This window comes from Chitinophaga sp. HK235, assembly GCF_018255755.1.
Lineage (GTDB): Bacteria > Bacteroidota > Bacteroidia > Chitinophagales > Chitinophagaceae > Chitinophaga.
This window is the reverse complement of sequence record NZ_CP073766.1, coordinates 7,789,371-7,815,356: the sequence shown is the minus strand read 5'-3', so window position 1 is coordinate 7,815,356 and position 25,986 is coordinate 7,789,371. Positions and strand designations below refer to the sequence as shown.

The 25,986-nt window shown below is 46.7% G+C and carries 23 protein-coding genes; 16 read left to right on the top strand and 7 right to left on the bottom strand.

Annotated elements, in window-relative coordinates:
- Positions 1-9: 9 nt before the first annotated feature.
- Positions 10-1,158, top strand: coding sequence for an ergothioneine biosynthesis protein EgtB (gene egtB / locus KD145_RS30125; protein WP_212003503.1), 1,149 nt, complete (start codon positions 10-12; stop codon positions 1,156-1,158).
- Positions 1,159-1,191: 33 nt separating this feature from the next.
- A complete protein-coding gene (locus KD145_RS30120; protein ID WP_249219633.1) occupies positions 1,192-2,187 on the top strand; it encodes an L-histidine N(alpha)-methyltransferase in 996 nt (331 codons plus the stop codon).
- Between the two features lie 2 nt (positions 2,188-2,189).
- Here the strand turns inward: KD145_RS30120 and KD145_RS30115 are convergent, their stop codons facing one another.
- Complete coding sequence (locus KD145_RS30115; RefSeq protein WP_212003502.1) at positions 2,190-2,666, bottom strand: DinB family protein; 477 nt, start codon at positions 2,664-2,666, stop codon at positions 2,190-2,192.
- Positions 2,667-2,677: 11 nt separating this feature from the next.
- Positions 2,678-3,121: a DUF2867 domain-containing protein gene (locus KD145_RS30110; protein WP_212003501.1), complete on the bottom strand. Its 444-nt coding sequence runs from the start codon at positions 3,119-3,121 to the stop codon at positions 2,678-2,680.
- A 284-nt stretch (positions 3,122-3,405) separates the two neighbouring features.
- On the opposite strand from KD145_RS30110, the gene KD145_RS30105 reads away from it, so the two are divergent.
- Positions 3,406-6,111 (top strand): carboxypeptidase-like regulatory domain-containing protein, encoded by a 2,706-nt coding sequence (locus tag KD145_RS30105; RefSeq protein ID WP_212003500.1) that lies wholly within the window; start codon positions 3,406-3,408, stop codon positions 6,109-6,111.
- On the opposite strand, the gene KD145_RS30100 is transcribed toward KD145_RS30105, so the two are convergent.
- Positions 6,096-7,016, bottom strand: a complete 921-nt coding sequence (locus KD145_RS30100) for a DsbA family protein (protein ID WP_212003499.1) — start codon at positions 7,014-7,016, stop codon at positions 6,096-6,098. The genes KD145_RS30105 and KD145_RS30100 overlap by 16 nt on opposite strands.
- A 93-nt stretch (positions 7,017-7,109) precedes the next feature.
- Positions 7,110-7,970 (bottom strand): OmpA family protein, encoded by an 861-nt coding sequence (locus KD145_RS30095; protein ID WP_212003498.1) that lies wholly within the window; start codon positions 7,968-7,970, stop codon positions 7,110-7,112.
- A gap of 285 nt (positions 7,971-8,255) precedes the next feature.
- On the opposite strand from KD145_RS30095, the gene KD145_RS30090 reads away from it, so the two are divergent.
- The 4 genes from KD145_RS30090 to KD145_RS30075 all read left to right on the top strand — a co-directional run bounded on the left by KD145_RS30090 (position 8,256) and on the right by KD145_RS30075 (position 12,108).
- Positions 8,256-9,281, top strand: a complete 1,026-nt coding sequence (locus tag KD145_RS30090) for a LacI family DNA-binding transcriptional regulator (protein WP_212003497.1) — start codon at positions 8,256-8,258, stop codon at positions 9,279-9,281.
- Positions 9,282-9,545: 264 nt separating this feature from the next.
- Positions 9,546-10,637, top strand: coding sequence for an SGNH/GDSL hydrolase family protein (locus KD145_RS30085; protein WP_212003496.1), 1,092 nt, complete (start codon positions 9,546-9,548; stop codon positions 10,635-10,637).
- A 237-nt stretch (positions 10,638-10,874) separates the two neighbouring features.
- Positions 10,875-11,303 (top strand): hypothetical protein, encoded by a 429-nt coding sequence (locus KD145_RS30080; protein ID WP_212003495.1) that lies wholly within the window; start codon positions 10,875-10,877, stop codon positions 11,301-11,303.
- 136 nt (positions 11,304-11,439) lie between these two features.
- Positions 11,440-12,108: a DUF1349 domain-containing protein gene (locus KD145_RS30075; protein ID WP_212003494.1), complete on the top strand. Its 669-nt coding sequence runs from the start codon at positions 11,440-11,442 to the stop codon at positions 12,106-12,108.
- Between the two features lie 91 nt (positions 12,109-12,199).
- Here the strand turns inward: KD145_RS30075 and KD145_RS30070 are convergent, their stop codons facing one another.
- A complete protein-coding gene (locus KD145_RS30070) occupies positions 12,200-14,374 on the bottom strand; it encodes a DPP IV N-terminal domain-containing protein (RefSeq protein ID WP_212003493.1) in 2,175 nt (724 codons plus the stop codon).
- Between the two features lie 91 nt (positions 14,375-14,465).
- Positions 14,466-15,413, bottom strand: coding sequence for a hypothetical protein (locus KD145_RS30065; protein ID WP_212003492.1), 948 nt, complete (start codon positions 15,411-15,413; stop codon positions 14,466-14,468).
- Between the two features lie 165 nt (positions 15,414-15,578).
- Here KD145_RS30065 and KD145_RS30060 point away from each other — a divergent pair, with 165 nt between their 5' ends.
- The 9 genes from KD145_RS30060 to KD145_RS30020 are packed head-to-tail and all read left to right on the top strand — an operon-like array spanning position 15,579 to position 23,403.
- Positions 15,579-16,844, top strand: a complete 1,266-nt coding sequence (locus tag KD145_RS30060) for a dihydroorotase (protein ID WP_212003491.1) — start codon at positions 15,579-15,581, stop codon at positions 16,842-16,844.
- 5 nt (positions 16,845-16,849) lie between these two features.
- A complete protein-coding gene (locus KD145_RS30055) occupies positions 16,850-17,386 on the top strand; it encodes a DUF4199 domain-containing protein (protein WP_212003490.1) in 537 nt (178 codons plus the stop codon).
- A gap of 15 nt (positions 17,387-17,401) precedes the next feature.
- Positions 17,402-18,349, top strand: coding sequence for a glycosyltransferase family 2 protein (locus tag KD145_RS30050; RefSeq protein ID WP_212003489.1), 948 nt, complete (start codon positions 17,402-17,404; stop codon positions 18,347-18,349).
- A gap of 19 nt (positions 18,350-18,368) precedes the next feature.
- The gene (locus KD145_RS30045; RefSeq protein WP_212003488.1) at positions 18,369-19,505 is read left to right on the top strand and encodes a glycosyltransferase; all 1,137 of its coding nucleotides are present in this window, start codon (positions 18,369-18,371) and stop codon (positions 19,503-19,505) included.
- Positions 19,506-19,546: 41 nt separating this feature from the next.
- Positions 19,547-20,572: a dehydrogenase gene (locus KD145_RS30040; protein ID WP_212003487.1), complete on the top strand. Its 1,026-nt coding sequence runs from the start codon at positions 19,547-19,549 to the stop codon at positions 20,570-20,572.
- 17 nt (positions 20,573-20,589) lie between these two features.
- Positions 20,590-21,168 (top strand): SIS domain-containing protein, encoded by a 579-nt coding sequence (locus tag KD145_RS30035; protein ID WP_212003486.1) that lies wholly within the window; start codon positions 20,590-20,592, stop codon positions 21,166-21,168.
- Entirely contained in the window at positions 21,165-21,863 is a 699-nt protein-coding gene (locus KD145_RS30030) for a nucleotidyltransferase family protein (RefSeq protein ID WP_212003485.1), read from the top strand. The genes KD145_RS30035 and KD145_RS30030 overlap by 4 nt, the downstream gene beginning before the upstream one ends.
- 2 nt (positions 21,864-21,865) lie before the next feature.
- Complete coding sequence (locus KD145_RS30025) at positions 21,866-22,387, top strand: HAD-IIIA family hydrolase (protein WP_212003484.1); 522 nt, start codon at positions 21,866-21,868, stop codon at positions 22,385-22,387.
- Between the two features lie 26 nt (positions 22,388-22,413).
- Positions 22,414-23,403 (top strand): hypothetical protein, encoded by a 990-nt coding sequence (locus KD145_RS30020; RefSeq protein WP_212003483.1) that lies wholly within the window; start codon positions 22,414-22,416, stop codon positions 23,401-23,403.
- A gap of 46 nt (positions 23,404-23,449) precedes the next feature.
- On the opposite strand, the gene KD145_RS30015 is transcribed toward KD145_RS30020, so the two are convergent.
- The gene (locus KD145_RS30015; protein ID WP_249219632.1) at positions 23,450-25,981 is read right to left on the bottom strand and encodes a DNA gyrase/topoisomerase IV subunit A; all 2,532 of its coding nucleotides are present in this window, start codon (positions 25,979-25,981) and stop codon (positions 23,450-23,452) included.
- Positions 25,982-25,986: the final 5 nt, after the last annotated feature.

Here is a 25,986-nt window from a genome sequence, read left to right as displayed (position 1 = left end):
GACGTATTTATGCAACTGAAAAATGATTATATCAAAGTACGCAAAAGGACGGAAGATATCTGCGCACCGCTTAAAACGGAAGACTACGTAGTACAACCCGTGGTAGATGTAAGCCCACCCAAATGGCACCTCGGGCATACCACCTGGTTTTTTGAAACCTTTGTATTGACACCTAACGCTAAAGGATATACGGAGTTTGACCCGCAATATAATTTTGTTTTCAACAGTTACTACGAATCTATAGGTGCACGGGTTATCCGCACCGACCGGGGCAATCTGAGCCGGCCTTCCGTGGAAGATATTATGCGTTACCGCCGGTATGTAGATGAAGCTATGATAGCATTCCTTGAACAGGAACAAACGCCTGAGCTCAATGCTCTCATTACCCTCGGATTAAATCATGAAGAACAACATCAGGAATTATTATACACAGACATCAAATACATTCTGGGCCATAATCCGCTTTTCCCGGCCTATGACCCAAATAAAACAGCAGTCTCCGCAACAAAACCCACAGCTTCCTGGTTAAAGATGAAGGCCGGCCTCTATGAAATAGGTTATGCCGGCAACGGTTTCTGCTTTGATAATGAGCTGGGCAAACATAAAGTATACCTCGGTGATTTCGCTATCAGTGAAACGCTGGTCACCAATGCAGAATATCTCGGTTTTATAGAAGCCGGCGGCTACCATGACTTTCGTCACTGGCATGCAGAAGGATGGGACTGGGTGAAGAAAAACCAGGTGGGAATGCCCATGTACTGGTATCATGTGGATGGACAATGGCTGCATTACAATTGGCAGGGGTTGCAATCCCTCCAACCTGATGCACCTTTGTGTCATATCAGTTATTACGAAGCAGCCGCATTCGCCTCCTGGAAAGGATTTCGCCTGCCTACTGAATTTGAATGGGAGGCAGCTGCGCCATCACTCTCCTGGGGAGTACGCTGGGAATGGACAGAAAGCGCTTATCTTCCCTATCCCGGCTTCGCTAAAGCCCCGGGTGCAATCGGTGAGTACAATGGCAAGTTTATGGTCAATCAGATAGTACTCAGAGGCGCTTCGGAAGTAACACCTCCACATCATAGCCGCATCAGCTACCGCAACTTTTTCCATCCTTCCCTGCGATGGCAGTTTACCGGTATCAGGCTCGCAAAATAAACAATGGCATCATTCATTTCTAAAAGACAGTATATGCAATCCCCTGTAATTCCTGGCCACATGGTCTTTTACAAAAACAAACCGGTGACTGGCACCTTTTATGAAGAAGTTGTCCGCGGCCTTACTGCTCCGCAGAAATACCTGGACTCCAAATATTTTTATGATGTTACCGGTGATCAGCTGTTTCAGCAGATCATGCAGTGCCACGAATATTACCTGACCGGCTGTGAGATGGAAATCCTCACCACCCGCGCAGCAGAAATCACTGACGCCATCACCCGGCAGGCCGGCACTTTCGATGTGGTGGAACTGGGTGCCGGAGATGCAACCAAATCTATACACCTGCTGCGCCAGCTGCTGACCAGCGAGGTAGACTTCACCTATTTCCCGATTGATATATCTGCCAATGTAATCCGCCACCTCGAACAGGAACTGCCGGCAGCCCTCCCTGACTTGCAGTTAAAAGGCCTGAATGGTGAATATTTTGGAATGCTGCAGGCAGCAAATACCTATAGCCGTAAAAAGAAAGTAGTACTGTTTCTGGGAGCCAACATCGGCAACTTCGATCCCGCGGCAGCCCACAGCTTCTGCGAAGAATTGAGAGAGCTGCTGCAACCCGGAGACCTTCTGCTGACCGGCTTCGATCTGAAAAAACATCCGCAGGTAATCCTGCATGCCTATAACGACGACGCAGGTATTACAAAAGCATTTAACCTTAACCTGCTCACCCGTATCAACCGGGAGCTAGGGGCCAATTTTGACCTCTCAAAATTCGAACATTACCCCACTTACGATCCTGGTACCGGGGCCTGTAAAAGTTATCTGATAAGCCTCGAAAATCAACAGGTAAAAATCGGCGATAATGTATACATCGACTTCGCGGAAAATGAACCACTGTATATGGAAATATCCCAGAAATATTCTCTGGAAGAAACAGAGCAACTGGCGTTGCAGGCAGGCTTTAAACCGGTAGCCCGCTTCTTCGATAGTAAAAAATGGTTTGTAGATTGCCTCTGGCAGTGTGACTGAAATTATTTCCAGGCATTCAGCAAACGCCGCACCGCAATAATTTCACCGGTATGATAACTGGTATGGTCCGCGATCAGTAGCGCTTCCCGGAAAAGATGTTGTCCGTCTCCATAGGGGAAAGGCCTGAAAAGGTCTGCCTCAGGCGCTTCCAGCAATGCAATAAAGGCATGTGTATCTGACTTGATCTGCTCAAGGCTTTGTCGCCAAGCCTCATCATTGGCAGGTGCCGTCTTCCTGGGCCAGTAGCCTTCCGGCCAGGGTGGTGATTGATAGGCTGCATCACGGCTGAAATCCAGAATGTCTGCCTGAGTAAGCCTGATATGTTCTACCAGCTGCCAGACACTGTAGGGCAACTGTTCCGGCACCACACCCCGTAACTCCACAGGCATACCTTTGACAGCAGCAGCGAAATTGACATGTGCATTGGATTTCAGTAAAAGATCCTTCAATGTTTTGACGATTTCCTTTTTGATATCCATAATAAAACAGTTTAAATCAGTTTGCGGATCATGCCCGGAAATATAAATCCATGAAAGGGCAACATCAGATACCAATACAATTTTCCTGCTAAACCATATGCGTGAAAGGAAGCAGTCTGTACCAGTATATCTTCCTTTATGGTGAATTCGAGCCAGGCTTCCCCCGGTAGTTTCATTTCAGCCTGTAACAATAATCTTCTGCCCGTTTTGTCTGCTACTGCAACTCTCCATACATCCAGATAGTCGCCTTCCACCAATTCAGAAGAATGTCTCCTTCCCCGCCTGAGTCCTGGTCCACCTGCCAGCTCGTCCAGGTACCCCCGTAACTGCCACATCCAGTTGCCATAATACCATCCGTTCTGTCCTCCTATAGCCCATATCTTTTGCAAAGTGTGATCATTATCTTTAATTCTGATCTTTCTAACATCTTCGAAATAGGTATATTGTTTTTTCATTGCCGTTGCTTACCTTTATCTGCGCGAAGTTACAGACAAAACAATTATCGCTCAAAGCCTCAAATCCTTATCCTTCCTGTATTCAACGAGCGTTAACGCCGAGCCATTAACACTTGATTAACGTTTGACAAAGTTTCTATCAAATTGATAACCAATCATAAATAATATAAAAATTTTCAACATTTACATCTGTTTAACAAATTCCTCCTGTTATCTGCTTAGCATTGTGAAAGAAAAGAAATGAATCTGCAGCTTGCAGATATATTAACCTACTTGAAAAACTGATGCGCGATCCAGTAACCAAATTCAACCAGATCATACGCTATTTAATCTTCTTTCCACTTTGTTGTTGTTTCTATCTGCCTCTTAGCGCGCAACATGCGATTAAGGGGACAGTTTACCAGAAAGATACCAGGACAACCCTTTCCGGCGCAACCATATTATTGTATGATGAAAAAGCCAGAATAAAAGCCCAGACAATTTCAGATGAACATGGCAATTTTCTTATCAATAATGTGCCTATTGGTTTCTATAGATTACTGGTGAGTTTTATGGGAAACAGAACAGAGATGATTCCTGTAGAAATCACTACCAGAACACGTACACTGGCATTCAACTTTATTCAGCTCTCACCCAGTATCAGCCTCAGCAGAGTGGAAGTAAAAGCTGACAGGCCACTAATGGCCATTCGCAAAGACACCATTGAATTCAGCGCCAGTGATCTGCCCACATTGCCCAATGCCAATATGCACAACCTCATTGAAAAAATTCCAGGTCTCACGATGGATGAAAACGGTAACCTGTCTTACCTCGGCTCACCCATCAAGGAACTGTTCATCGACGGCCGCTCTGTACTTCAGAATATGAACAGCGCTAAACGCCTCATGGAAATACTCAAAGCTGACCTGGCAGATAAAATTCAGATCTCCGACAAAAAAAATCTCTCAGGCATGACAGAACCTGGTAGAAATGAAAAAGTGCTGAACATTATTGTTAAGGCGGAAATGAGAAAAGGTGTCCGCGGCAGTGTTGCCGGCGGATACGGCACTCATGACCGATACAACGCCAACACTACCTTCAACATGTTCCGAAAAAAAATCACCGTATTGGGAGATATACTGGCCAACAACAACAATACACTCAGTGATGCCAACACAAACTATTCAGTTAATTTCCTGGGCAACAACCAGCAAGGCATCAACAAAATCCTGAACATTGGCACCTTTACCACAATGGAAGTCAACAAAAAAATTAAACTCGCTGTCAACCTCAAACACCAGGAACAGGATATCACTGCCAATGAGCTGCAACAACGCGAAAACATCTTCCAGGACAGCAGCACATTCTATCATAGCAACAACCTGAAGCACCAAAATTTCAAACGTACCGGCGGGAATTTTTTTCTCGACATTCAACCTGATGTAAACAATAAAATTACAATAACTGCTATTGTTGAACGGGAAAGACAGGAACAACACAATACACGCAGCTACAACACCACCGGCTCCCGCATGAACACATTAAACGCCGGAACACTCAGCAACAACGACAGCGCCATTAACAAAACACTCGAAACTATGGTTGACTACTCCCATAAATTCGGGAGAACAGGACGTGTGCTTGCCTTCCATGGAGAATTCAGACAAAGCTGGTTATATAGCTACCAGCTTAATATCAATAACAACAACATTTTCAGTCCTTTTACCGCAGCCGACTCCCTTAATCAGAAAGTCAGTCCCAAAAATGATATTATTCAGCTTGTACTCGGAGCCAGCTACAGTGAACCGATAGGTAAAAACTGGATGGCATCAGTCAACTACGTACTAAGGGATTATAACACCAATAACCGCCAGAACACTTCAGACTTCAGCGATATCATACACGGTTATTTGCGTAATGATTCCCTGACTTACTGCTTTAACAGTAAAGTCACCAACCACCTTGTCAAACCATCCCTCACCTACAACAAGGGGAAATTAATGGTGATAGGTGCAGCAGGACTATCTCTCAATAACATGAACAGTGACAACTTTACCAGTCACCAGAAATTTACCAACCAGACTACTTACGTAGACCATGCCTTAACAGCAGTGGTAAAAATAGATCCTTACAAAACGCTAAACGTCAGTTATAGTGGCATGACCATACCAGTAGAACCCAAACAGCTATGGCCGATCAACAACAACAGCAATCCCCTGTATGTGCAACTGGGTAATCCCGATTTAATCAACAGTTTCATCAATTCACTGCTCTTCTCTTACTTCTCCAACAGTATCAGGGGGGAAGTATTTGCAGATGCCATGGAAATAAGACATTATCGGAACGCATTCTCCACAACAGTTTTCACCGATTCAATCGGCAGGCAGGTAAGCATGCCTATCAATGTATCAGGTAACTGGGGTGCACTCAACAATATAATCTTTGGATGGCGGCTCAAAAAACCCGGATTAACTATCAACTATAGCAACGCCTTTGATTACTCAAGGGCTATGACAAAGTTTAACAATCTGGATAATGTCAGCAAAAAGTTTTCTTTCCTTCAATCAGTAGGTGTCTCTTTTACCTGGAAAAAAATGCTGGAAATAAGCGGCAAAGCGATCATGGATTATAAGGGCAACATGTATTCGCTGCAAAATAATGACTACAACGACTACATACAATACACCATGGGCCTGAATGTAAACGCATGGCTTCCCCTGGATTTTAATATAGGCACCAATGTTAACTACACCAACAACACCGAAGCCCGCGCACATTTTACACTTTTTAATGGCTGGGTTGGCAGGAGCTTTCTGCATAACAAGTCCTTATTAGCCAAATTCTTTGCATTTGACCTCCTGCACCAAAACAAAAGTATTCAGGCCTATTATGGCAATACCTTCCGCGAAACATTACAAACAACCAATCTCTCGCAATACTTTATGTTCAGCCTTTCCTACTCTTATGGCAGGAAAGGCTCCAAAAATCCATTGCCTCAGATACCCAGATAACTTCGCCGCCACAGCTCCCCTCCACCAGCTTTTACAGCCGATAACTGTTGTTGCTGCCGGAAGCTTTCAAGTTGTGTCCACGCGGTTTCAAATGTCATATCATGCAATACCGCATATTCTTTGGTTGTCAATGTAGGGAAATAGGAAAAGATGTCCAGCTCTTTCAGATAGGTACGTGGAAGTGCCTCTGGCAATAGCTTACGCAATGCAGTGGTAAATACGTTATATGGCTTGGCTCCATACACCAATTCCTTGTGGCCAGCCTGATTGATCATGAACACGGAGGGAAATCCTCTTACACCCATTTGCCGGCCCAGTTGAAGGTCCTGTTCAAAGAGCAGCTGCGCCTGCTGATTAAAATCCTGTTCCAGTTTTGTCAGATCAAGTTGTGCATATGCCGCTGCAGTCATCACATGTTCCTGTCGGGTGATATTCTTTTTTTCCATAAATACCATCTCCCGCAGTCTGCGCAGGAATATAATACTCCTTGTCTCATCCTGCAACTGGGCCGCCTTGAACCATACAGATGGCGGATAGGATGAGTCCAACGGATCCTCCAGCCATACGCTGCCATCAATGGGCATCTGATAATGGTGGCTTACTTCTTCCCAATGATGGGCTACATCAGCAGGGCCACTGATGCCACCGGAATTATACACCTCCCAGGAGGGCAGCAAACCTCCCATATGATAGTGAATTTCCAGTAAGTGGCCATATTCCAGCTTTAAACGGCGCCATTGCGGCTCAATGCCCCAGCAGGTGGAGCAGATCGGATCCGTAAAATAAATGAGTTTTATGGGTTTGGAAACAGGCATCCCTGCAGTAGCTGCTGAAACAGATGTAGTAACAGCCCCCGGGATTTCACAGACGCCGGTTACCGGGTCACAGAATAAAGGTGCGCTCATGGGTATCAGGTTTATTTTTAGCAACGTATCCTAAAAACACAAAGGAGCGAAGATAATAATATCTTCACTCCTTTGCCTTTTATCGCTTACAGCTTAGTTAGCTGGTTTTTCCAGTAATTTAAAGAACTGGTCGAGCTGCGGCAGAATAACAATTCTTGTTCTGCGGTTGGCAGCGCGGCCTTCAGCGCTTTCGTTGGAAGCAACAGGTACATTTTCGCCTCTACCCGCAGCTGTCATACGCGCAGCAGGTATCTGGTACTGGTTCTGCAGGATACGTACTACTGAAGTAGCTCTTTTCACACTCAGATCCCAGTTGTCAAGCAATACATTCGGACGGTAAGGCACATTGTCCGTATGGCCTTCCACCATAAATTCAATGTCCGGCTGGTTGATCAGTACTTTGGCCACTTTACCCAGTACATCTTTTGCCCGGTCAGCTACCTCATAACTACCACTCTTAAACAGCAGTTTGTCAGAGATATCAATATATACTACACCTTTTTCTACCTTGATGTTGATGTCTTTATCATCCATGTTGCCGACAGCCCCTTTCAGGTTCATTACCAGCTGCATGTTCAGAGAGTCTTTACGCGCAATGGCAGACTGCAGATCCTTGATATAGGCGTCTTTGGCGCCGATGTTGTCGAGAGATTTTTTGATACTTTCAGCCTGAGAACTGGAGATAACAGACAGCTCTTTCAGATGCTCCAGCATCTGGGAATTGTTGGCTTTCAACTGTGTCTGCTGGTCCTGGAATGATTCCATCTTGTCTTTGTAAGCAGCAGTGGCTCTGGCGGCATCTTCCTCACATTTTTTACGTTGGCTTTCACTTGCCCTGTAAAGACTGTCCAATCTTGCGTTACGCGCTTCAGACTCCCTTAATTTTTTAGGAGCAGAGCAGGAAGCCATGATGGTGATCAGCGCCACAGGTAAGGCTAAATGTTCAATCTTCATAAAACGAATTTTAAATAAAACTAATCTAACAAATTTAATATATAAAAATTGGCAGAGGTACAATGGAGGATGCACGAAAGTAACAAATAACAGGCCGAAGACAAGAGATATTAAAGAATTCTAATCCAATTGCATTGGTTTAATTCCTCATATATCCATTTAACCATTGTAAATTCAACCCGTTGAACGGACCCATAAAAAAAAGTTAATATTATACAATAACTCAGTAACTTGGCAACCAGGCGTATATTGCTGTATCTATTTTCCATTAATTGCTGAAAATGTATGAGAAAGGGGGTTTCTTCGGGGCAACCAACGATAAAGGAAATTGCAAAAAGGCTTAACATCTCTGTATCTACTGTATCTAGAGCGTTGCATGATCATCATAGTATCGGGTTGAGAACTAAAGCCAGAGTGAAAGCCCTGGCAGCCGAACTGAATTATGAGCGCAACCAGACCGCAGTTTTTTTCCAGCAGGGCAAAACCTTCACCATAGGCATTTTACTTCCGGAACTGTCTGAAGCCTTTTTTTCCAGTGCCATCAGCGGCATTGAAGATACCGCCTACAGCAACAACTACACTGTTTTACTGGGCCAGTCGCATGATGACGAAGCCAGAGAGAAACAGATCATCCAGAGCATGAAACAACACCGTGTAGACGGCTGCATTGTATCTATCGGAAAAAACACCCGCAATTACGAACATTTTGAAATGCTGCGACAGGCGCGCATCCCGGTTGTATTCTTTGACCGCGTGCCCGACCTGCCCAATATCCATACTGTCTCCTGTAACCTGGAGTCCGGTACTATCCAGGCGGTGGATTTTCTTCTGAAAAAAGGCCACCGCGTTATCGGCATGATCAATGGTCCCGAACAACTGGTAGCCAGCAAAGAAAGAGCTACCGGCTATATCAAAGCTCTCCGCAAACATCGGCTCAAATACGACCCCGAACTGATCGTCAATGCCGACCTGACCGCCGCCGGTACCGACACTGCCATGGAATACCTCCTTTCCCTCAAACGGAAAGTGACAGCCGTTGTTACCTTCAACGACTATGTAGCCATGGACGCAGTACAATACGCACTCAAAAGAAAACTGGAAATAAACAAAGACATTACTTTCGTATCTTACGCCAACACGCCGGTAAGCGGATATACTGCTTTCCCTCCTGCTGCCTCAGTAGAACAATTTCCCTACGAGCAGGGACAGGCCGCCACCAACATGCTGCTGTCACTACTGAATGGTGAACATGCACTGAATGATTATACGAATATGATCATGGAGTCACAACTGGTTATACATAACCGGTAATATGGGTTAACCTTGGCGATAACCTTGCCACAGCAGGATACCGTGGCACAGGCTAATCGACCTCATTGTTCGCTGTTCTGTAATTGCTGCTTTTCGAGCTAAAATCTATTTTCTATAATTGCACCACTATTTTAGAGAATTCTTTTTACATTCTGCATACGCAAACGCTTGCGTTATCCGCGCAAGCGTTTGCGTAAAACCCGAAAAAGTGCATTTATCTCAAAATCCCTGTATCTTGTCTGCTGCTAACTAATTACACGTACTATGAATAAAACGATGCTATCCCTGATGGTACTGCTGTTATGCTGCAGTCGCCTGTTTGCACAATCACCCTCACCGGCTCCCCTTGATTATCACGATGCCATGGAATTTCCCCTGATCGGTAAATACCATCAGGAACATAACTACAACCGGCTGCCAGCCAGATTTGAGTCAACCGTCAGACCCGCCGTATGGGCACTTAGCCGCAATGCTGCCGGCATCGCTGTACGTTTCCGCTCCAACGCCACCACTATTGGAGCCAGATGGAAAGTGCTGAACAACACCTCCATGAACCACATGACTGCTACCGGTATCAGAGGCCTCGACCTCTACGCCCTCGTCAATAACAAATGGCAGTTTGTCAACAGTGCCATCCCCGACAACAGCAACCGCTCCGAACGTACTCTGCTCAAAAACGGCGAAGCCACCTGGCGCGAATACCTGCTTTTCCTTCCGCTCTATGATGGAGTAGATTCTCTGTCTATCGGAGTGAACACCGGCGCTTCCATCGAAAAACCCCAACAAACACTCCTGCCCGATAAAAAGCCAATAGTATACTACGGCAGCAGTATCGCACAGGGCGGATGCGCTACCAGACCCGGTATGGCTTACACCAACATACTTGTTCGCCAACTGCAACGCCCGATTATCAACCTCGGCTTCAGCGGTAACGGTATGTTTGAATCCGCTGTGGGCGAAGCTATCTGCGAAACAGACCCATCACTGATTGTTATCGATTGTAATCCGAATACCGTGCCCGAACAGATACATGAAAGAGCTGTTAAACTCGTACAGCAGCTACGCACCTGCAAACCACAAACACCTATACTCCTCGTAGAAAACTACATGTACGAACATGGCTATTTTGAAAAAGATGTCCGCGATATTGTATTTCGTAAGCGGGCAGAGCTCAGAAAAGCCTATGATGAACTTCTCAAAGCCGGTATCAAAAACCTTCACTACCTGGGCGGAGAAGGCTTTCTCGGGGAAGACCACGAAGGAACAGTAGACGGCGTACATCCTACAGACGTAGGCATGGAACGTTTTGCTGCACATATACTCCCCACCCTCCGAAAACTGATCAAAGAAAAATAAGATCAGGAGAATCATCTATCATCATAATTCATCACAGTTCCTGTTTAATGAATGTTAAAATTTACCATCCGGCTATAGCTCCCTCATCCAATGGGACTTAAGTCCTGCAATGCCTTTCGCAACAAACCCTACTCTACCGTCAAATCCTTACCGGGCAAGGATTTTGACCTTTATTCCGTACAAATGGCCGAACTTTAGGTTACCTAAAATCCATTCATCTACAAAAATCTTAAGATTATGAAAAAGATGATGATTTATCTGTTAGCCACAGGAATTGGAGTGTTTACAGTTGTTCCGTTCCAGACCAGCCTCGCAGCTCACCGCCACAGAACTAAAGAAGAAAAACGGGAAGCAAGAGCAGAAAGAAAAGAAGCAAGGGCAGAAAAAAGAATGGCTAAAAAAACAGGAATGCCAATGGAAATGCCTACTACCACTACCACCAACTACAACACCATGTGGTATCCACAGGCAGCCCTGCCAGTAATGGAAGATTTTATTCCTTCCAACATCGTGAGTAATCTTAAAAACACCTACGGTTCAAACCTGTACGATATCACCAGCATGAAATGCAGGGATGGCAGCGATTGTTATACTGTTCGCGTTATCCAGAATGGTGTTGTACAGACAATTGTAGTAAATGCTGATGGTAATACTGTAGCACAGTAACAGTATTAATCATTTCCACTCAATAACCTGGCAGACACCTGCCAGGTTATTGTTTTTTACCCTCCCTGTAGTTTTATCGTTTCCTTATTATTTAGTTTATATATTAGGCACCAGTATTTATTTTAAACCCACGATAGTGAAAAAAAAACTTTTTGTACTCGGCAGCCTGGTCCTCTTTTTTTTCAGCGCTGTAGCAGCTCCCGCAGACAGCGTGCGGATCAAAGGCATACCACATCCCTGCACCTGGATCAATCAACCGAAAGACTTTGAAGTCACCCCCGAAGGACTATCCATCACTGCAACACAGGGCACTGATTTTTACAATTATCCTGGCGGCGGCTATAACATCGCCACCGCTCCTATCCTCGTTTTCAAGCCGGATAGAGACTTTGTGCTGACGGCCAAAATAAAGGTGGATTTTAAAAAGATGTACGACGGCGGAGCCATCTATGTAATGGTAGATTCTACCCAGTATATCAAATTCCTCTTCGAAAACAGCCAGTATGGTACACTCTCTGTTTGCTCTGGTGTTACCAATACCTACACCGACGACAGCAACAATGCCGTGACTACAAAAAATGAAGTGTATTTCCGGCTTGCAAAATCCGGTAATTTGTACGGACTCTTTTATTCTCCGAATGGCCAGAGCTGGGAAGCAATACGCCTGGTGAACTTCGTTCCCAAAGGACCGGTAAGCATAGGCTTTTCTTCCCAGTCTCCGCTGGGCGAATCCTGCACCAGTATTTTTTCAGAAATCGTATATGTCCCGGGAGCCTTTAAAAACCCGAAAACAGGAGATATGTAATACAGCCAACGAAAAAACTTAAAACGAGAAAAGACGCAAAAGGCTTTCCTGAAGTCTCTTGCGTCTTTTCTCGTTTTATTGCTTTATACGCCTATTTCAGGTGCGCATCAAAATAATCTGTGATCTTCTGCATCAGATGTACCCTGTCTTTACCCAGCACATTGTGCAGATGACCGGGATACACAAAGTAATCTACCTGTACTTCATTGTCCACACAGGCTTTCAGGAAGTCGATGGAATGTTGCCATACTACTACATCATCATTGGTACCATGTATCAGCATCAGATGCCCCTGCAGATTTTTGGTTTGGGTCAGCAGATTGGAATTGGCATATCCTTCCGGATTTTGTTGCGGAGTATCCATATAACGCTCGGTATACATCACTTCATACATACTCCAGTCTATCACCGGACCACCAGCCACAGCTGCCTGGAATACGCCCGGGTGGCGCAGCATCAGTGAGGTAGTCATAAAACCGCCGAAGCTCCATCCATGAACACCCATTTTCTGCTGGTTCACATAAGGAAGTGATTTGAGATAAGCCACACCCTGCAGCTGGTCATTCATTTCTACAGTACCCAATTGGCGGAAGGTAGCCTGTTCAAAGGCCATTCCGCGATTGGCGCTGCCACGGCCATCCATCGTAAATACGATATATCCGCGCTGGGCCATGTATTCATACCAGAGGTTGCCGCTATAGGGGAAAGTATTACGGATCAGTTGTACGTTCGGACCGTTGTAGAGATACACGATCACCGGATACTGACGGGTACTGTCAAAGCTCACCGGCAGTATCAGTTTACCATAAAGCGGAGTGCCGTCGTCTGCTTTCAGTGTCACCTGGCGGATTTCAGGACGCTTGAAATTTTTCAACGGATCTGCCGCCTGCAGGATGGTTTCTTCATATTTGCCGTTAAGCGCAGTGATAACGGCTGCTGAAGGCATATCTTTAGAGCTGTAGGCATCCAGTACATAATCGCCGTTGCTGCTCACCTGTGTATCATGCCAGCCGGCAGCCTTGTCCAGGCGGCGCTGTGCAGCTGATTGGAGATTGACAGCATACACATGTTTTTCCATAGGGCTTTCCTTAGCTGCAGTGATGACCACTTCATTGGAGGCCGTATGATAACCCTGCAACTCATTCACGACCCAGGCTCCTTTGGTCAGCTGTTTTTGCAGCTTACCGGAAGTATTGTACAGGTATAGGTGCGTATAGCCGTCACGGTCACTCCACCAGATAAACTGGTCTGGCTTACCAGGCACAAAGCTCAGTGGGTGAGACGGATGTACATATTTACGGTCTGTTTCTTCAAAAAGTGTTTTGATCAGTTCTCCGGTGCTGGCACTGTATTGATTAAGCCATAAGTGGTTCTGGTCCCTGTTCAGCAATGCCACATATACCGATTGCTGGTCGGGGGCCCAGGTAACGCAGGTAAGATAATGATCCGCTTCTCCACTGGTTTTCAGGAAAACAGTTTTTTGGGTGGAAGGCTGATACACGCCCAATGTTACTTCATGGGATTTACCACCTGCCATGGGATATTTGATAACATTGGCATGTGCCGGGGTTACTGACCAGTCCATGATCCGATAGTCATTGACCATACGCTGGTCCATGCGGTAGAAGGCTACGAGGTCACCTTTGGGGGAGAAGAAGATCCCTTTGTCGATACCAAACTCATCGCGGTGCACACTTTTCCCGTTGACGATATTGATATCTTCATCCCGGGTGATAGCCTGTTCCTTTCCATCTGCGGTACGCAGGAAAAGATTATTGTTCACCGTATACGCAATCTGGCGGCTTTGGCTGTTGACGGTTATATTTTCGGCGCCGGCGGGCAAGGTACACCATGCCTCGAAAGTCATCCTGCCATTTTCCGGTTTTCCGGTAAACAGGATATTGCCGATGCTGAACCAGGCCGAGTTGTTATCCAGCCAGTGTAGTGCTGGCAATGTCCGTATAGGCTTTGTGAAAGCGAGTTGCTGATTGAGGGAAGACAGGGTAAGTAACGTGTCTGTGGCGGGCAGGGCTTTTCCTCCCAGCACGCTGTATTTTACCCATGCCTGGCTGCCATTGACAGCTACTACTCTGGTGTAGGCATTTTCACCGGGCACCCATTCAAATTGTTTTAATCTTTCCGGCGCCAGCTCCGCACGAAGTCCGTTGGTAGCCTGCGCCATAGTGTACGTTTGTTGCTGAGCATAGGAAAACTGTATCCCACCTGCCATACAACCTGTCAAAAGCAATAACAATCCTCTTTTCATCCTTACATTTTAAGTTTCCAAATGTAAAGAATTAAGGGGTAAACACCACCTGAAAGGGAGTTATGCGGAGAAATAGCCGGATAAAAGCGACCTATCCGTTGACAAGGTTACGCTGTATCCATTCCCTTTCTTCGGGAAGCAGGTAGTCGGCTCTTTTTTCCGTAATCCAGGAAAATGTTTTTTTCACCTCACTCTTGGCAGTACGGAAGCGGAAGAGAAATTCCATTCCCAGCATCAGGTCTGTAAAACCATTTTTGAAGGTTTCCAGGGAGAGCCGGGGACTGCTGCGTCTTTTGGATAACAGTTCAGTGATGCGGGCGATGACAGCCTGGATGGCGCTTTCGTCGGCATATTTATAAATAGCTTCCATCGCTTCAAATTTAAGCTGTCCACGGAGCAGGCACCGGGCATAAAACATGGCTTCTTTTTCCTTTTCTATGTCGGCGATAGTCGCAAAAGCCAGTCCTTTTACATCCTGACGGGGATGTTCCAGCAACCGCTTCAGTGCCGGCAGGCTTTTGCGGGTGGCAACTTTATGCAACAGAAATATTATATAATATATATCATATTCATTTACAGTTCGTTTCAACAAATCCAGGGCCCAATCTTCTACCTGAGGATTGTGGCTACCTCTTAAAGCCAGCAAAGCGGAACGGCGTACATTATTATTGAGAGATAAAGTATTGTTGAGTAAAGGTTCCAGATTCATGTAACCCGGGATAGGCAGGCCGCGTTCCATGTCTTGCTGAATAGCGGTGATCATATCGGCATCCTGCTCGATCCGCAGGCGGTCCAGCATAAAACGGATTACTTCCGGATCATTGGTATTTCTGGAAAGCTGGATAATGATATAACCGGCGGCGCGGCGTTTTTCTTTATCGGTTTCTGTCTGAATGTACTGATACAGAATCGGAATATATGCATGGTTGGCTAGTTGTTCAGCTTCCCGGAGGGCCTGCCAGCCGATTGTTGGGGCGTTATTTAACTGGTCCGAGCGGTCGCATATACGTGTGACGAGGTTAGTGAGATAATCATTCATCTTCAGTTATTTTGATCTGCTACCCCTCTGTTTTCAATTATCATACCAACCTGAACAAAAAGCGTGAAAAGGGCGACAGAAGGCACTTCAACAATTAACAGTTTTATGTTACATTTGCCCCGGTATTTTTTGGACTGGTTTTGATACAGACATAGAACGTAAAGCATGCACATATTACTCAAAAACGTAAAGGTTATAGCGCCTTCCTCCCCTTTTCACGGGCAGCAAAAAGACATTTCCATTCAAAACGGCATCATTCAGCAGGTAGGTGATAACCTGGAAGATGCGCGTGCAACAGTGATCTCAGGTGAAAATCTGCATGTATCTGCGGGCTGGATGGACATTTTCGCTCATTTCTGCGATCCCGGACTGGAACACAAGGAAGATCTGTATACCGGTGTAAAGGCTGCTGCCACCGGAGGATACACCACCGTGATGGTAGTGCCCAATACGCAGCCGGCACTGCATACCAAACCACAGATAGAATATGTGCTGAGCAAAACCCGCCATGCCGCCGCCACTGTGCTTCCAATTGGCGCCGTCACCAAAAACCTTGAAGGGACAGGCCTCGCTGAGATGTATGAAATGCAGCAAACCGGCGCAGTCGCCTTTTCAGATGGACTCCGCCCCATTCAGTCTCCCGGCCTGCTGCTAAAAGCTTTACAATATATCAAGGCCTTCGATGGCACCCTTATCCAGTTGCCCGACGACCAAAGTATCTCAGCTCATGGCCTTATGCATGAAGGCATCTATTCCACGCTGCTGGGTATGCCCGGAAAACCAGCCCTGGCAGAAGAATTGATCATACAACGAGACCTGGAACTGGCCAAATATGCCGATTCCCGTATACATATCACCGGCGTGAGCACCCGCAAATCCGTGGAACTGATTGCAGCCGCCAAAGCAGCCGGCATAAAAGTTACCTGCTCTGTAGCCCCTTACCACCTGTCGCTCACTGATGCGCTGCTGGTAAACTATGATGCCCATCTGAAAGTTAATCCGCCCCTGCGCAGCGAAGACGATGTGAAAGCTATTCAGGAAGCCATTTTACACGGCACTATCGACTGCTTTGCCAGCCACCACATGCCACATGAATGGGATGCCAAACAAGTGGAGTTTGAATACGCCAAAAATGGCATGATCGGCCTGGAAAGCAGCTTTGGCGTTATCAGGCAATACCTGCCCCAGTTGCCACTCGAACAATTGATTGCCATGCTTACTGAAAAGCCCCGTGCTATCTTTAAACAGCCGCTGCCAGCCATCCAGGACGGCGCCGCCGCCAACCTCACCATCTTCGATCCGGCAGTCGAATGGACATTTACCCGGGAGCATATCGCTTCCAGATCAAAAAATTCGGCTTATATTGGCAGCGTACTGAAGGGCAAAGTAATTGCTACTGTGAACGGTCCTATTTTTCATGTCAATAAATAACCTTTATGCAACAATCATCGAATCCCGGTATTAAATGGGGGATTGTATCCGGTTTAGTCCTTATTCTTTTGAATGTTATTTCCTGGGTAGCTGGCTCCGACGTGCTGTTTGCCTGGTGGAACGGCGTTTGTCAGCTGGTACTGTTTATTGTCTTCGGCGTACTGGCTGGAAAAGAACGCAAAAAACAAATCGGAGGATACATTGGCTTCAAGGAATTGATCAAGCCTGTGTTCACCACTTTTGTGATCGGTTTGTTAATGGTATCAGTATACCAATTTATTCTGTACAAACTGATCGATCCGCACCTGTCCGAAACATTGAAAGAACACACACTGGGAATGACAGAAAGAATCCTGACCCGCATGAAAGCTCCTCAGGAGGAAATTGATAAACAGCTGGACAGCATCAATGCCACCGATTTCTCTGTAACTATTGCCAAATCCCTGATGGATTATCTCAAGTCAGTCACTTTTTATTTCGCTATATCTGCGATCATATCGCTCATCCTTCGTAAAAAGGCACCAGAGCAGCAACATATATAATACTATTCTATTAAGATGAACATATCCGTAATCGTTCCTTTAAAAAACGAAGAAGAATCACTTCCTGAATTGGCCGCCTGGATTGAAAGGGTGATGCAGGAGCACCGCTTCACCTACGAAGTATGGATGGTGGATGACGGTAGCACCGACGATTCCTGGGAGGTGATACAACAGCTGGCCGCTAAGAACCACCATATCAAAGGCATCAAGTTTCAGCGCAACTATGGTAAATCCGCCGCCCTCAACGAAGGCTTCAGTGCTGCCCAGGGCGATGTAGTCATCACCATGGATGCCGACCTGCAGGACAGTCCGGATGAAATTCCTGAACTGTACCGCATGATAGTGGAAGACCGCTATGATCTGGTGAGCGGCTGGAAAAAGAAACGTTACGATAATACGCTGACCAAAAATCTGCCTTCCAAACTATACAACTACACCACTACCCGCATGAGTGGCGTGAAGCTGCACGACATGAACTGCGGCCTCAAATCCTATCGCAAAAAAGTGGTGAAGTCTATAGAAGTATACGGTGAAATGCACCGCTATATCCCTGTTATCGCCAAATGGAACGGTTTCCGAAATATCGGGGAGAAAGTAGTGGAACACCGGTCACGCAAATACGGTGTCAGCAAATTCGGATTGGAACGCTTCGTCAACGGATTCCTCGACCTGGCTTCCATCATGTTCATCAGCAAGTTCGGGAAACGCCCTATGCACCTCTTCGGTGCCCTGGGATCCCTCTTTTTCTTCTTTGGTTTTATCATCGCCTTTTACCTGGCCTTTGCGAAAATCTTCCAGGATCAATATAACATGACAGACAGGCCTATCTTCTACCTGGCCCTCCTGTTCATGATCATCGGTTCCCAACTGTTCCTCACCGGCTTTATCGGAGAACTGGTCACCCGCAATGCTCCAGAAAGGAATGCTTACCTCGTGGAAGCAAGATTGGATAAATCAAGTTGATAATTCGTAATTTTTTTAAATGGCCCAGACCAAAAAGAAAATACTCATAGTCGGCACAGCCTATCCTTTCCGGGGTGGGCTGGCTGCTTATAATGAACGACTGGCAGAAGAGCTGCAGCTGACGGATGACGTGGAAATATTCACTTTTACCGTGCAATATCCCGGCTTCCTGTTTCCCGGCAAAAGCCAGTACTCCACTGATCCTCCTCCCAAACACCTGCGGATCACCAGACTGATCAATTCCGTCAATCCGCTTAACTGGCTCATGGTAGGGCGCAGGATACGGAAAATGAAACCCGATATTATTATCTCCAAATACTGGCTGCCCGTAATGGGTCCTTCTCTGGGAAGCATCCTGCGGCTGGGCAAACGCGGCAATACGAAAGTAATCGCTGTGCTCGACAACGTAGTACCTCACGAGAAACGCCCCGGCGACGTGGCCTTCACCAGGTATTTCCTCAAGCCGGTAGATGCCTTCATCGCCATGAGCCAGTCTGTGCTCGACGACCTTAGGGTATTTGAGCCACACAAAAAAGCTTCGCTGATTCCTCATCCGATATACGACAACTACGGTACACCCATATCCAAAGAGGAAGCCCGCACCCGGCTTAACCTACAGCCAGGCAAACGATACATCCTTTTCTTTGGCTTTATCCGCCAGTATAAGGGGCTGGACCTCCTGCTGAAAGCTATGGCCGACGAACGGATGAAAAAGCTCGATGTACATGCAATCGTGGCCGGAGAGTACTATGAAGATGCAGCCCCCTACGAGCAACTGCTGCAGGAGCTGCAACTGGGCGACCGTGTGCTTATGCATACCGACTTCATCCCTACGGATGCGGTAAAAAACTATTTCTGCGCCGCCGATCTGGTGGTACAGCCTTACAAAAGCGCCACTCAGAGCGGTATTTCACAGATAGCCTACCACTTTGAGAAACCCATGGTGGTGACTCGTGTAGGCGGCCTGCTGGAAATGGTACCCGATGGCGTAGTGGGCTTCCAATGCGAGCCAGACCCCGCTTCCATTGCTGAAGCCATTGAAAAATATTTTATGGATAACCGGGAAGCAGACATGACCGCAGCGCTGCAACAGGAAAAATTAAAATACTCCTGGTCCCGCCTCGCTAAAGAAATTCATACATTAGCGGAGCAATGAAGAAGCTAAAAACAGCTGCCAGCAGCTAAAAATATACAACATTGATCTACAGAAGTAAAGCACCATTACGTATAGGCCTTGCCGGTGGTGGTACAGACGTTAGTCCGTATTCCGATCTCTATGGCGGCGCCATCCTCAATGCCACAATCTCCCTCTATGCACGCGCTTCCATAGAACCGCTGCCTGATGGAAAAATCGTTTTTGAATCTGCCGACAGAAAAGAACAACTGTCCTACGATGCCGTATACCCGCTACCGTTAGATGGCAAGCTGGACATTCTCAAAGGAGTGATCAACAGGGTACACCAGGACTATGGCGGTCTCCCTTCTTCCGGATTTAAACTCACCACCTATGTGGACGCTCCTCCAGGCTCCGGCCTGGGTACCTCCTCTACGCTGGTAGTGGCCGTGCTGGGCGCCTTTGCAGAATGGCTCAAATTACCGCTCGGAGAATACGATTTGGCCCACCTCGCCTATTCTATTGAAAGGGAAGACCTGAAGCAGGCCGGTGGCAAGCAAGACCAATATGCTGCTACTTTCGGCGGTGTTAATTTTATGGAGTTTTATGGAGATGATAAAGTGATCGTCAACCCATTGCGTATTAAAGAAGTGCATCTCCATGAGCTGGAAAACAACCTGGTACTGTTTTACACCTCTACCAGCCGCCTGTCTTCCACCATTATCTCCGAACAACAGAAAAATGTGACCGACAAAAACGATGATTCCATCGCAGCCATGCACCACCTGAAAGAACAGGCCGTCATGATGAAAGAAGCCCTCCTGCGTGGGACCATCGATAAAATAGGGGAAATTCTCAATTACGGCTTTGAATACAAAAAACAGATGGCCAAAGGTATCACCAATCCCCAGCTGGACGAGATCTACAACGCAGCCCGTAAAGCAGGCGCCAGCGGTGGGAAAATCTCCGGTGCCGGTGGTGGCGGCTTTATGATCTTCTACTGCCCCAAAAACACCCGTTTTGCAGTAGTAGACGCACTCAGCGGCTTTGGTGGTGATGTAAAACGTTATACCTTCACCCACCATGGTATTCAAACCTGGAGTATGTGACCTTAAAAAGTATCATTATGAAAACTAAAATCGCCAATACCATCCGGGAAAGCATTGCTGTGAAAGAGGCCATCTGTCAGGATGAAAGGCTGTTAAGTACAATAGAACAGGTTGCAGAGCTGATAGGCCTCAGTCTGAAAAAAGGCAATAAAGTGCTTTTCTGCGGCAATGGTGGCAGCGCTGCCGACGCCCAGCATCTGGCTGCAGAATTCTCCGGCCGCTTCTATAAGGACCGTGAACCGCTCTACGCCGAAGCACTCCACTGCAACACATCCTATCTCACAGCTGTAGGCAACGACTATGGCTATGATCAAGTATATGCCCGTATGCTCAGAGGCATAGGCCGTGAAGGCGATGTACTCGTTGCCCTCTCTACCTCCGGCAACTCCGCCAACATCCTAGAAGCCATAAAAGTGGCCAAAGAAAAAGGCATGCTCATCGTCAGCCTGACCGGCGCCACCGGCGGAAAAATGAAAGACGGCAGCGACTACCTGATCAATGTGCCTTCAACAGATACTCCCCGTATCCAGGAAGCCCACATCACGGTAGGTCATATCATCTGTGAACTAGTGGAAAACAATCTGTTCGGCGAATGAGTACTGAGTGTATCGTATTGGCCGGCGGCCTGGGCACCCGCCTGCGCAGCGCCGTAGCCGATAAACCTAAATGCATGGCGCCCATCGGCGACAAACCTTTCCTCTATTTTCTGTTACAATATCTGCATCAGCAAGGGATAGAACATGTAGTCCTTTCCCTGGGCTACCTGTCAGAACAGGTAATCAGCTGGTGCCGGCAAACACCACTCCCGCTACGTGTATCCTTCAGCGTAGAGCAGGAGCCATTAGGCACCGGAGGCGGTATCGTACACGCGCTGCCCCTGCTGGAAGGTGATAAAGTATTTATCGTGAACGGCGACACTTTTTTTGATGTGGAGCTCCAGGCTATGGCTGCCTTCAACGCCACACAGCACTGTCCGCTCACGCTTGCACTCAAACCCATGCAGCAGTTTGACCGATATGGCAGCATAGAACTGGGCCCTCAAAATAAAATACTCGCCTTCAGGGAAAAACAGCACTGCGACCAGGGACTGATTAACGGTGGTATCTACTTCACCAGCGCCAGCTTCCTGAATAGTTTATCACTGCCTGTAAAATTTTCATTCGAACAGGCCGTACTCGAGCCGCAGGCCGCAGCAGGACAGATCAACGGCCATATCAGCGATACCTATTTCATCGATATTGGTATTCCCGAAGATTATTCAAAAGCGATCCATCATTTTACTAAACTATAAGTATGTACCTCTTTCTGGACCGGGACGGTGTTATCAATGAAGAGATTAAAGACGGGTATGTTTTAAACACAGGTATGTTCCATTTCAGCGAAGGCGTGCTGGAAGCTATGCCACTGCTGGCCAGGCACTTCGAACGGATCTTTATCGTCACCAACCAACGCTGCATTGGCCGTGGCCTCCTTACTATCAATGGTCTGGAGGAAATACATAATCATATGCTCGACGCCATCATACAACATGGCGGACGTATAGACAGGATCTATTTCTGCCCCGATCTTGATAGTACCAGCCCCTGTCGCAAACCAGCTACAGGTATGGCTTTTCAGGCACGACATGATTTTCCGGAAACAGACTTCCGGCAGTCTGTCATGGTAGGTAACACACTCAGTGATATGCAATTTGGCAAAAGCGCCGGTATGCAAACCGTTTTCATTGCCTCCACCCTGCCAGACATTCCTTTCCCTCATCCGCTCATCGACAAAAGATATGAAAGCCTGCTGCAGTTCGCTCAGGCTATACAATAATTTTAAGTCAGAACCGTATAATAGATATGGTAAAAAATTTAATACTGTCACTGTTTTTCCTGGTACCATTATGTAGCTTATGGGCACAAAAACCGGATGCAAACGGTTACGCCCGGCTGCTAAAAGGCCAGGATACCCTACAACAGCTTAGCCAAAACATATTCGCCGGTAAAGGCGATGCCGGCAGGGAAGCAGCTGTCGAACAGTTTATCCCTACCCTCGTAAGGTCACTCAAAACCCCTTACTCCTTCCGGTTTCCATTCGATTCCCTGCGTACAGTGTCTATACTCTATCCCAAAGACAGCAGCTTTCGGATTTTCTCCTGGGCCCTGGAAAGGGAAACAGGCTTCTACCGCCACTATGGTGCCATTCAGATGAATACACCCGATGGTCAGCTGAAACTGTTCCCCCTGTTTGATGTATCAGATTATACCACCAACACCGACACCATCGCTAACAACAAAGCCTGGTACGGCTGTTTGTACTACAATATTGTACAGCGTCATTATTTCAACCAGGAATATTATACCCTTTTCGGCTGGGATGCCAATAATCCACGCAGCCAGAAAAAACTGGTAGAAATGCTCACCTTCAAAAGTGGTACACCTGTTTTTGGCGGCTCTTTCTTCAGCTTCGCGGAAGATTCTATACCCAAGCCAACCAGGAACCGCTTTATCCTGGAATACAAAAAAGAAAGCACCGCCACGCTCAATTACAACAAGGAACTGGACATGATCGTATATGATCACCTCGTGTCTGAAACCAATGAGCCAGCCAAAAAATACACCTATGTGTCAGACATGGACTATGAAGGCTTTAAATGGCAGGCAGGAAAATGGGTACATGTCAATAAAATATTCCATGACGCTATCCCGCTGGGAAAAGGCGCTCCGGTTCCGCAACCACTTGACCAGAAAAGGAAAAGCATGACCAATCCTAAATCACTTGAGGACTTCCAGGCCGAAGATGCTGCCAAACCGGAAAAACAAACAAAGCCCATAAAAAAGAAACCATAAAAAAGCCCGAAGCAATCGCTTCGGGCTTTTTATTTATCTACTGTGTTTAGAATAATTCTCCCTGTACCTGTCCTTCTTCATTTGGGTCCGGATCTTCATCTTCAGACAGCAGTTCAGCACTGATCAGGTCATCTCCTGCAATTCTGGTACCCACTGTTCTCCAACCGGTTATTTCCACAAACTCGGAGAGGTCGATCTCTTCCTCTTCAGGGCTCCGTTTTTTACCGGTCTTCAGCAATACGATCGGCTGTGTATGAGTGGTCACCATTTCGAGGTAGTTGCCATTGCCTTCCTTGATGAAAAGGAATTTATTGTTCAGCGTTTGGGTTTCTATACGGAAACGTTTTACGTTGAACTGTTTTTTATCGGCATCGAAGTAGATGGCAGTTACGATCTTTTCCGGATTGAACTTCTCGATGTATACTACATCGTTGGATTCGTAGCGGTTGGTGAGTTCATAGTTGGTCAGCTCATAAGTGCCGTTTTTGAAAGCCACGAAGATCTTGTCTTCCCCTTCAAAGCTGCCGATATAAACACCTCTTTCTTCCGTATTCAGACGGCCGGTTTCTGCATCGTACCAGATCTTCTGGCCAGCGAGCGTAGACACACCTTTCTCCTTGAATTTGACACCGCGGATCGGGTATTTGGTCACCTGGTTGCCCATGGAGTTACGTCCTTTGATGGCAATGGTTTCGAAGAAGAGGTCAAATTCCTTGTTACGTGCAGAGCAGTTGGGGCTCAGCTTGATGGTCACCACTTCCGCTTCTCCGTTGGGGTTGGCAGAGAAATAATGCACCTTCGAATTTTTCTCTCCTTTATGGGCGAGATCATATTCTTTATCACGGGTAACACCGGTCACATTAAAACGTTTGGCATAGCTCACCCCTGTTTTACCTTCCACATAAATCATATTGTAGGTAGTACGCTCATCGTTCTTACGGAATACGTCTACGTGGATGATATCCTTACCAACAAAGGTTTTATCTGCTACTTTGGTCACCAGCATCTTGCCATCCCGGCGGAATACGATGATGTTATCGAGGTCGGAGCAGTCCGCCACAAACTCATCTTTCTTCAGGGAGGTACCGATGAAGCCGTCTGCACGGTTTACATATATTTTGGCATTGGCGATGGCCACCTGTTGTACCTGAATGGTATCAAAGGTTTTGATTTCTGTTTTGCGTTCGCGGCCTTTACCATATTTTTTCAACAGAACCTCATAGTAGTTTACTGCGTAGTCTACCAGATTTTGCAGGTCGTTTTTCACCTGTTTGATATCAGCTTCCAGCCCTTTGATCTGCTCATTCAGCTCGTTGATATCCAAACGGTAGATACGACGTACAGGCTTCTCCGTGAGTTTCACAATATCTTCGCGGGTGATTTCACGCTTCAGCTGTTTCTTATAGGGGGTGAATCCTTTGTCTATGGCTGCCAGTACGGTTTCCCAGTCTTTGTGTTTCTGTTCCAGCTCTTTGTAGATCTGCTTTTCGAAGAAGATCTTTTCCAGAGAGGTGTAGTGCCATTTTTCCTGCAGTTCCGCCAGTTTGATTTCCAGCTCCTGCTTCAGCAGGTCTTTGGTATAGTCTGCTGAAGCTTTCAGCAGGTCGGAGGCGGTGAGGAAATGTGGTTTATCCTCAACGATCACACAGGCGTTGGGTGAAATGGAGATTTCACAGTCGGTGAACGCATACAATGCATCGATGGTGATATCAGGGGAAATACCGGGAGCCAGCTGCACTTCGATTTCCACATCAGCAGCAGTATTGTCTACTACTTTGCGGATTTTGATTTTGCCGCTATCGTTGGCTTTTACGATAGACTCCATCACCTGTGTGGTAGTCACACCATAGGGCACATCCTTGATCAGCAGGGTTTTCTTGTCTTTCTCCTCAATATGCGCCCTTACCCTTACTTTACCGCCGCGTTTACCATCATTGTAGTTGCCTACATCGACCATCCCTCCGGTTGCAAAATCGGGAAACAGTTCAAATTTTTTGCCTTTGAGATATTTGATGGAAGCGTCGATCAGCTCTATAAAATTGTGAGGCAATATTTTGGTGGATAAACCTACCGCGATACCTTCCGCTCCCTGTGCCAGCAGCAGCGGGAACTTCATAGGCAGTGCCAGTGGCTCGTTCTTACGGCCATCATAGCTCTGTTGCCATACAGTGGTTTTGGGATTGAAGCCCACATCCAGCGCAAATTTGGAAAGGCGTGCCTCAATATACCTGGCAGCTGCCGCATCATCACCGGTACGCACATCTCCCCAGTTACCCTGGGTTTCAATCATCAGGTCTTTCTGACCTAAGTTTACGATAGCATCACTGATGGAAGCATCACCATGCGGATGGTACTGCATGGTTTGTCCAATCACGTTGGCCACTTTGTTGAAGCGGCCATCGTCCATTTCTTTCATGGCGTGAAGGATACGGCGCTGAACGGGTTTTAACCCGTCTTCTACGCTGGGCACGGCCCGCTCCAGGATTACGTAGGATGCATAGTCCAGAAACCAGCTTTCATACATACCGCCCACGTGGGTGATATTATGCAGCGATTCGTCTGATGTTATATTTTCCATATCCA

Bases quoted from the DNA above. Each gene is read 5' to 3' on its own strand.
- KD145_RS30090 (WP_212003497.1), top strand. From the start codon at position 8,256: ATGAGAAAGGGGGTTTCTTCGGGGCAACCAACGATAAAGGAAATTGCA.
- KD145_RS30045 (WP_212003488.1), top strand. From the start codon at position 18,369: ATGGCCCAGACCAAAAAGAAAATACTCATAGTCGGCACAGCCTATCCT.
- KD145_RS30035 (WP_212003486.1), top strand. From the start codon at position 20,590: ATGAAAACTAAAATCGCCAATACCATCCGGGAAAGCATTGCTGTGAAA.
- KD145_RS30095 (WP_212003498.1), bottom strand. From the start codon at position 7,970: ATGAAGATTGAACATTTAGCCTTACCTGTGGCGCTGATCACCATCATG.
- KD145_RS30050 (WP_212003489.1), top strand. From the start codon at position 17,402: ATGAACATATCCGTAATCGTTCCTTTAAAAAACGAAGAAGAATCACTT.
- KD145_RS30085 (WP_212003496.1), top strand. From the start codon at position 9,546: ATGAATAAAACGATGCTATCCCTGATGGTACTGCTGTTATGCTGCAGT.
- KD145_RS30065 (WP_212003492.1), bottom strand. From the start codon at position 15,413: ATGAATGATTATCTCACTAACCTCGTCACACGTATATGCGACCGCTCG.
- KD145_RS30015 (WP_249219632.1), bottom strand. From the start codon at position 25,981: ATGGAAAATATAACATCAGACGAATCGCTGCATAATATCACCCACGTG.
- KD145_RS30020 (WP_212003483.1), top strand. From the start codon at position 22,414: ATGGTAAAAAATTTAATACTGTCACTGTTTTTCCTGGTACCATTATGT.
- KD145_RS30060 (WP_212003491.1), top strand. From the start codon at position 15,579: ATGCACATATTACTCAAAAACGTAAAGGTTATAGCGCCTTCCTCCCCT.
- KD145_RS30100 (WP_212003499.1), bottom strand. From the start codon at position 7,016: ATGAGCGCACCTTTATTCTGTGACCCGGTAACCGGCGTCTGTGAAATC.
- KD145_RS30115 (WP_212003502.1), bottom strand. From the start codon at position 2,666: ATGGATATCAAAAAGGAAATCGTCAAAACATTGAAGGATCTTTTACTG.
- KD145_RS30025 (WP_212003484.1), top strand. From the start codon at position 21,866: ATGTACCTCTTTCTGGACCGGGACGGTGTTATCAATGAAGAGATTAAA.
- KD145_RS30055 (WP_212003490.1), top strand. From the start codon at position 16,850: ATGCAACAATCATCGAATCCCGGTATTAAATGGGGGATTGTATCCGGT.
- KD145_RS30070 (WP_212003493.1), bottom strand. From the start codon at position 14,374: ATGAAAAGAGGATTGTTATTGCTTTTGACAGGTTGTATGGCAGGTGGG.
- KD145_RS30110 (WP_212003501.1), bottom strand. From the start codon at position 3,121: ATGAAAAAACAATATACCTATTTCGAAGATGTTAGAAAGATCAGAATT.
- KD145_RS30120 (WP_249219633.1), top strand. From the start codon at position 1,192: ATGCAATCCCCTGTAATTCCTGGCCACATGGTCTTTTACAAAAACAAA.
- KD145_RS30105 (WP_212003500.1), top strand. From the start codon at position 3,406: ATGCGCGATCCAGTAACCAAATTCAACCAGATCATACGCTATTTAATC.
- egtB (WP_212003503.1), top strand. From the start codon at position 10: ATGCAACTGAAAAATGATTATATCAAAGTACGCAAAAGGACGGAAGAT.
- KD145_RS30030 (WP_212003485.1), top strand. From the start codon at position 21,165: ATGAGTACTGAGTGTATCGTATTGGCCGGCGGCCTGGGCACCCGCCTG.
- KD145_RS30080 (WP_212003495.1), top strand. From the start codon at position 10,875: ATGAAAAAGATGATGATTTATCTGTTAGCCACAGGAATTGGAGTGTTT.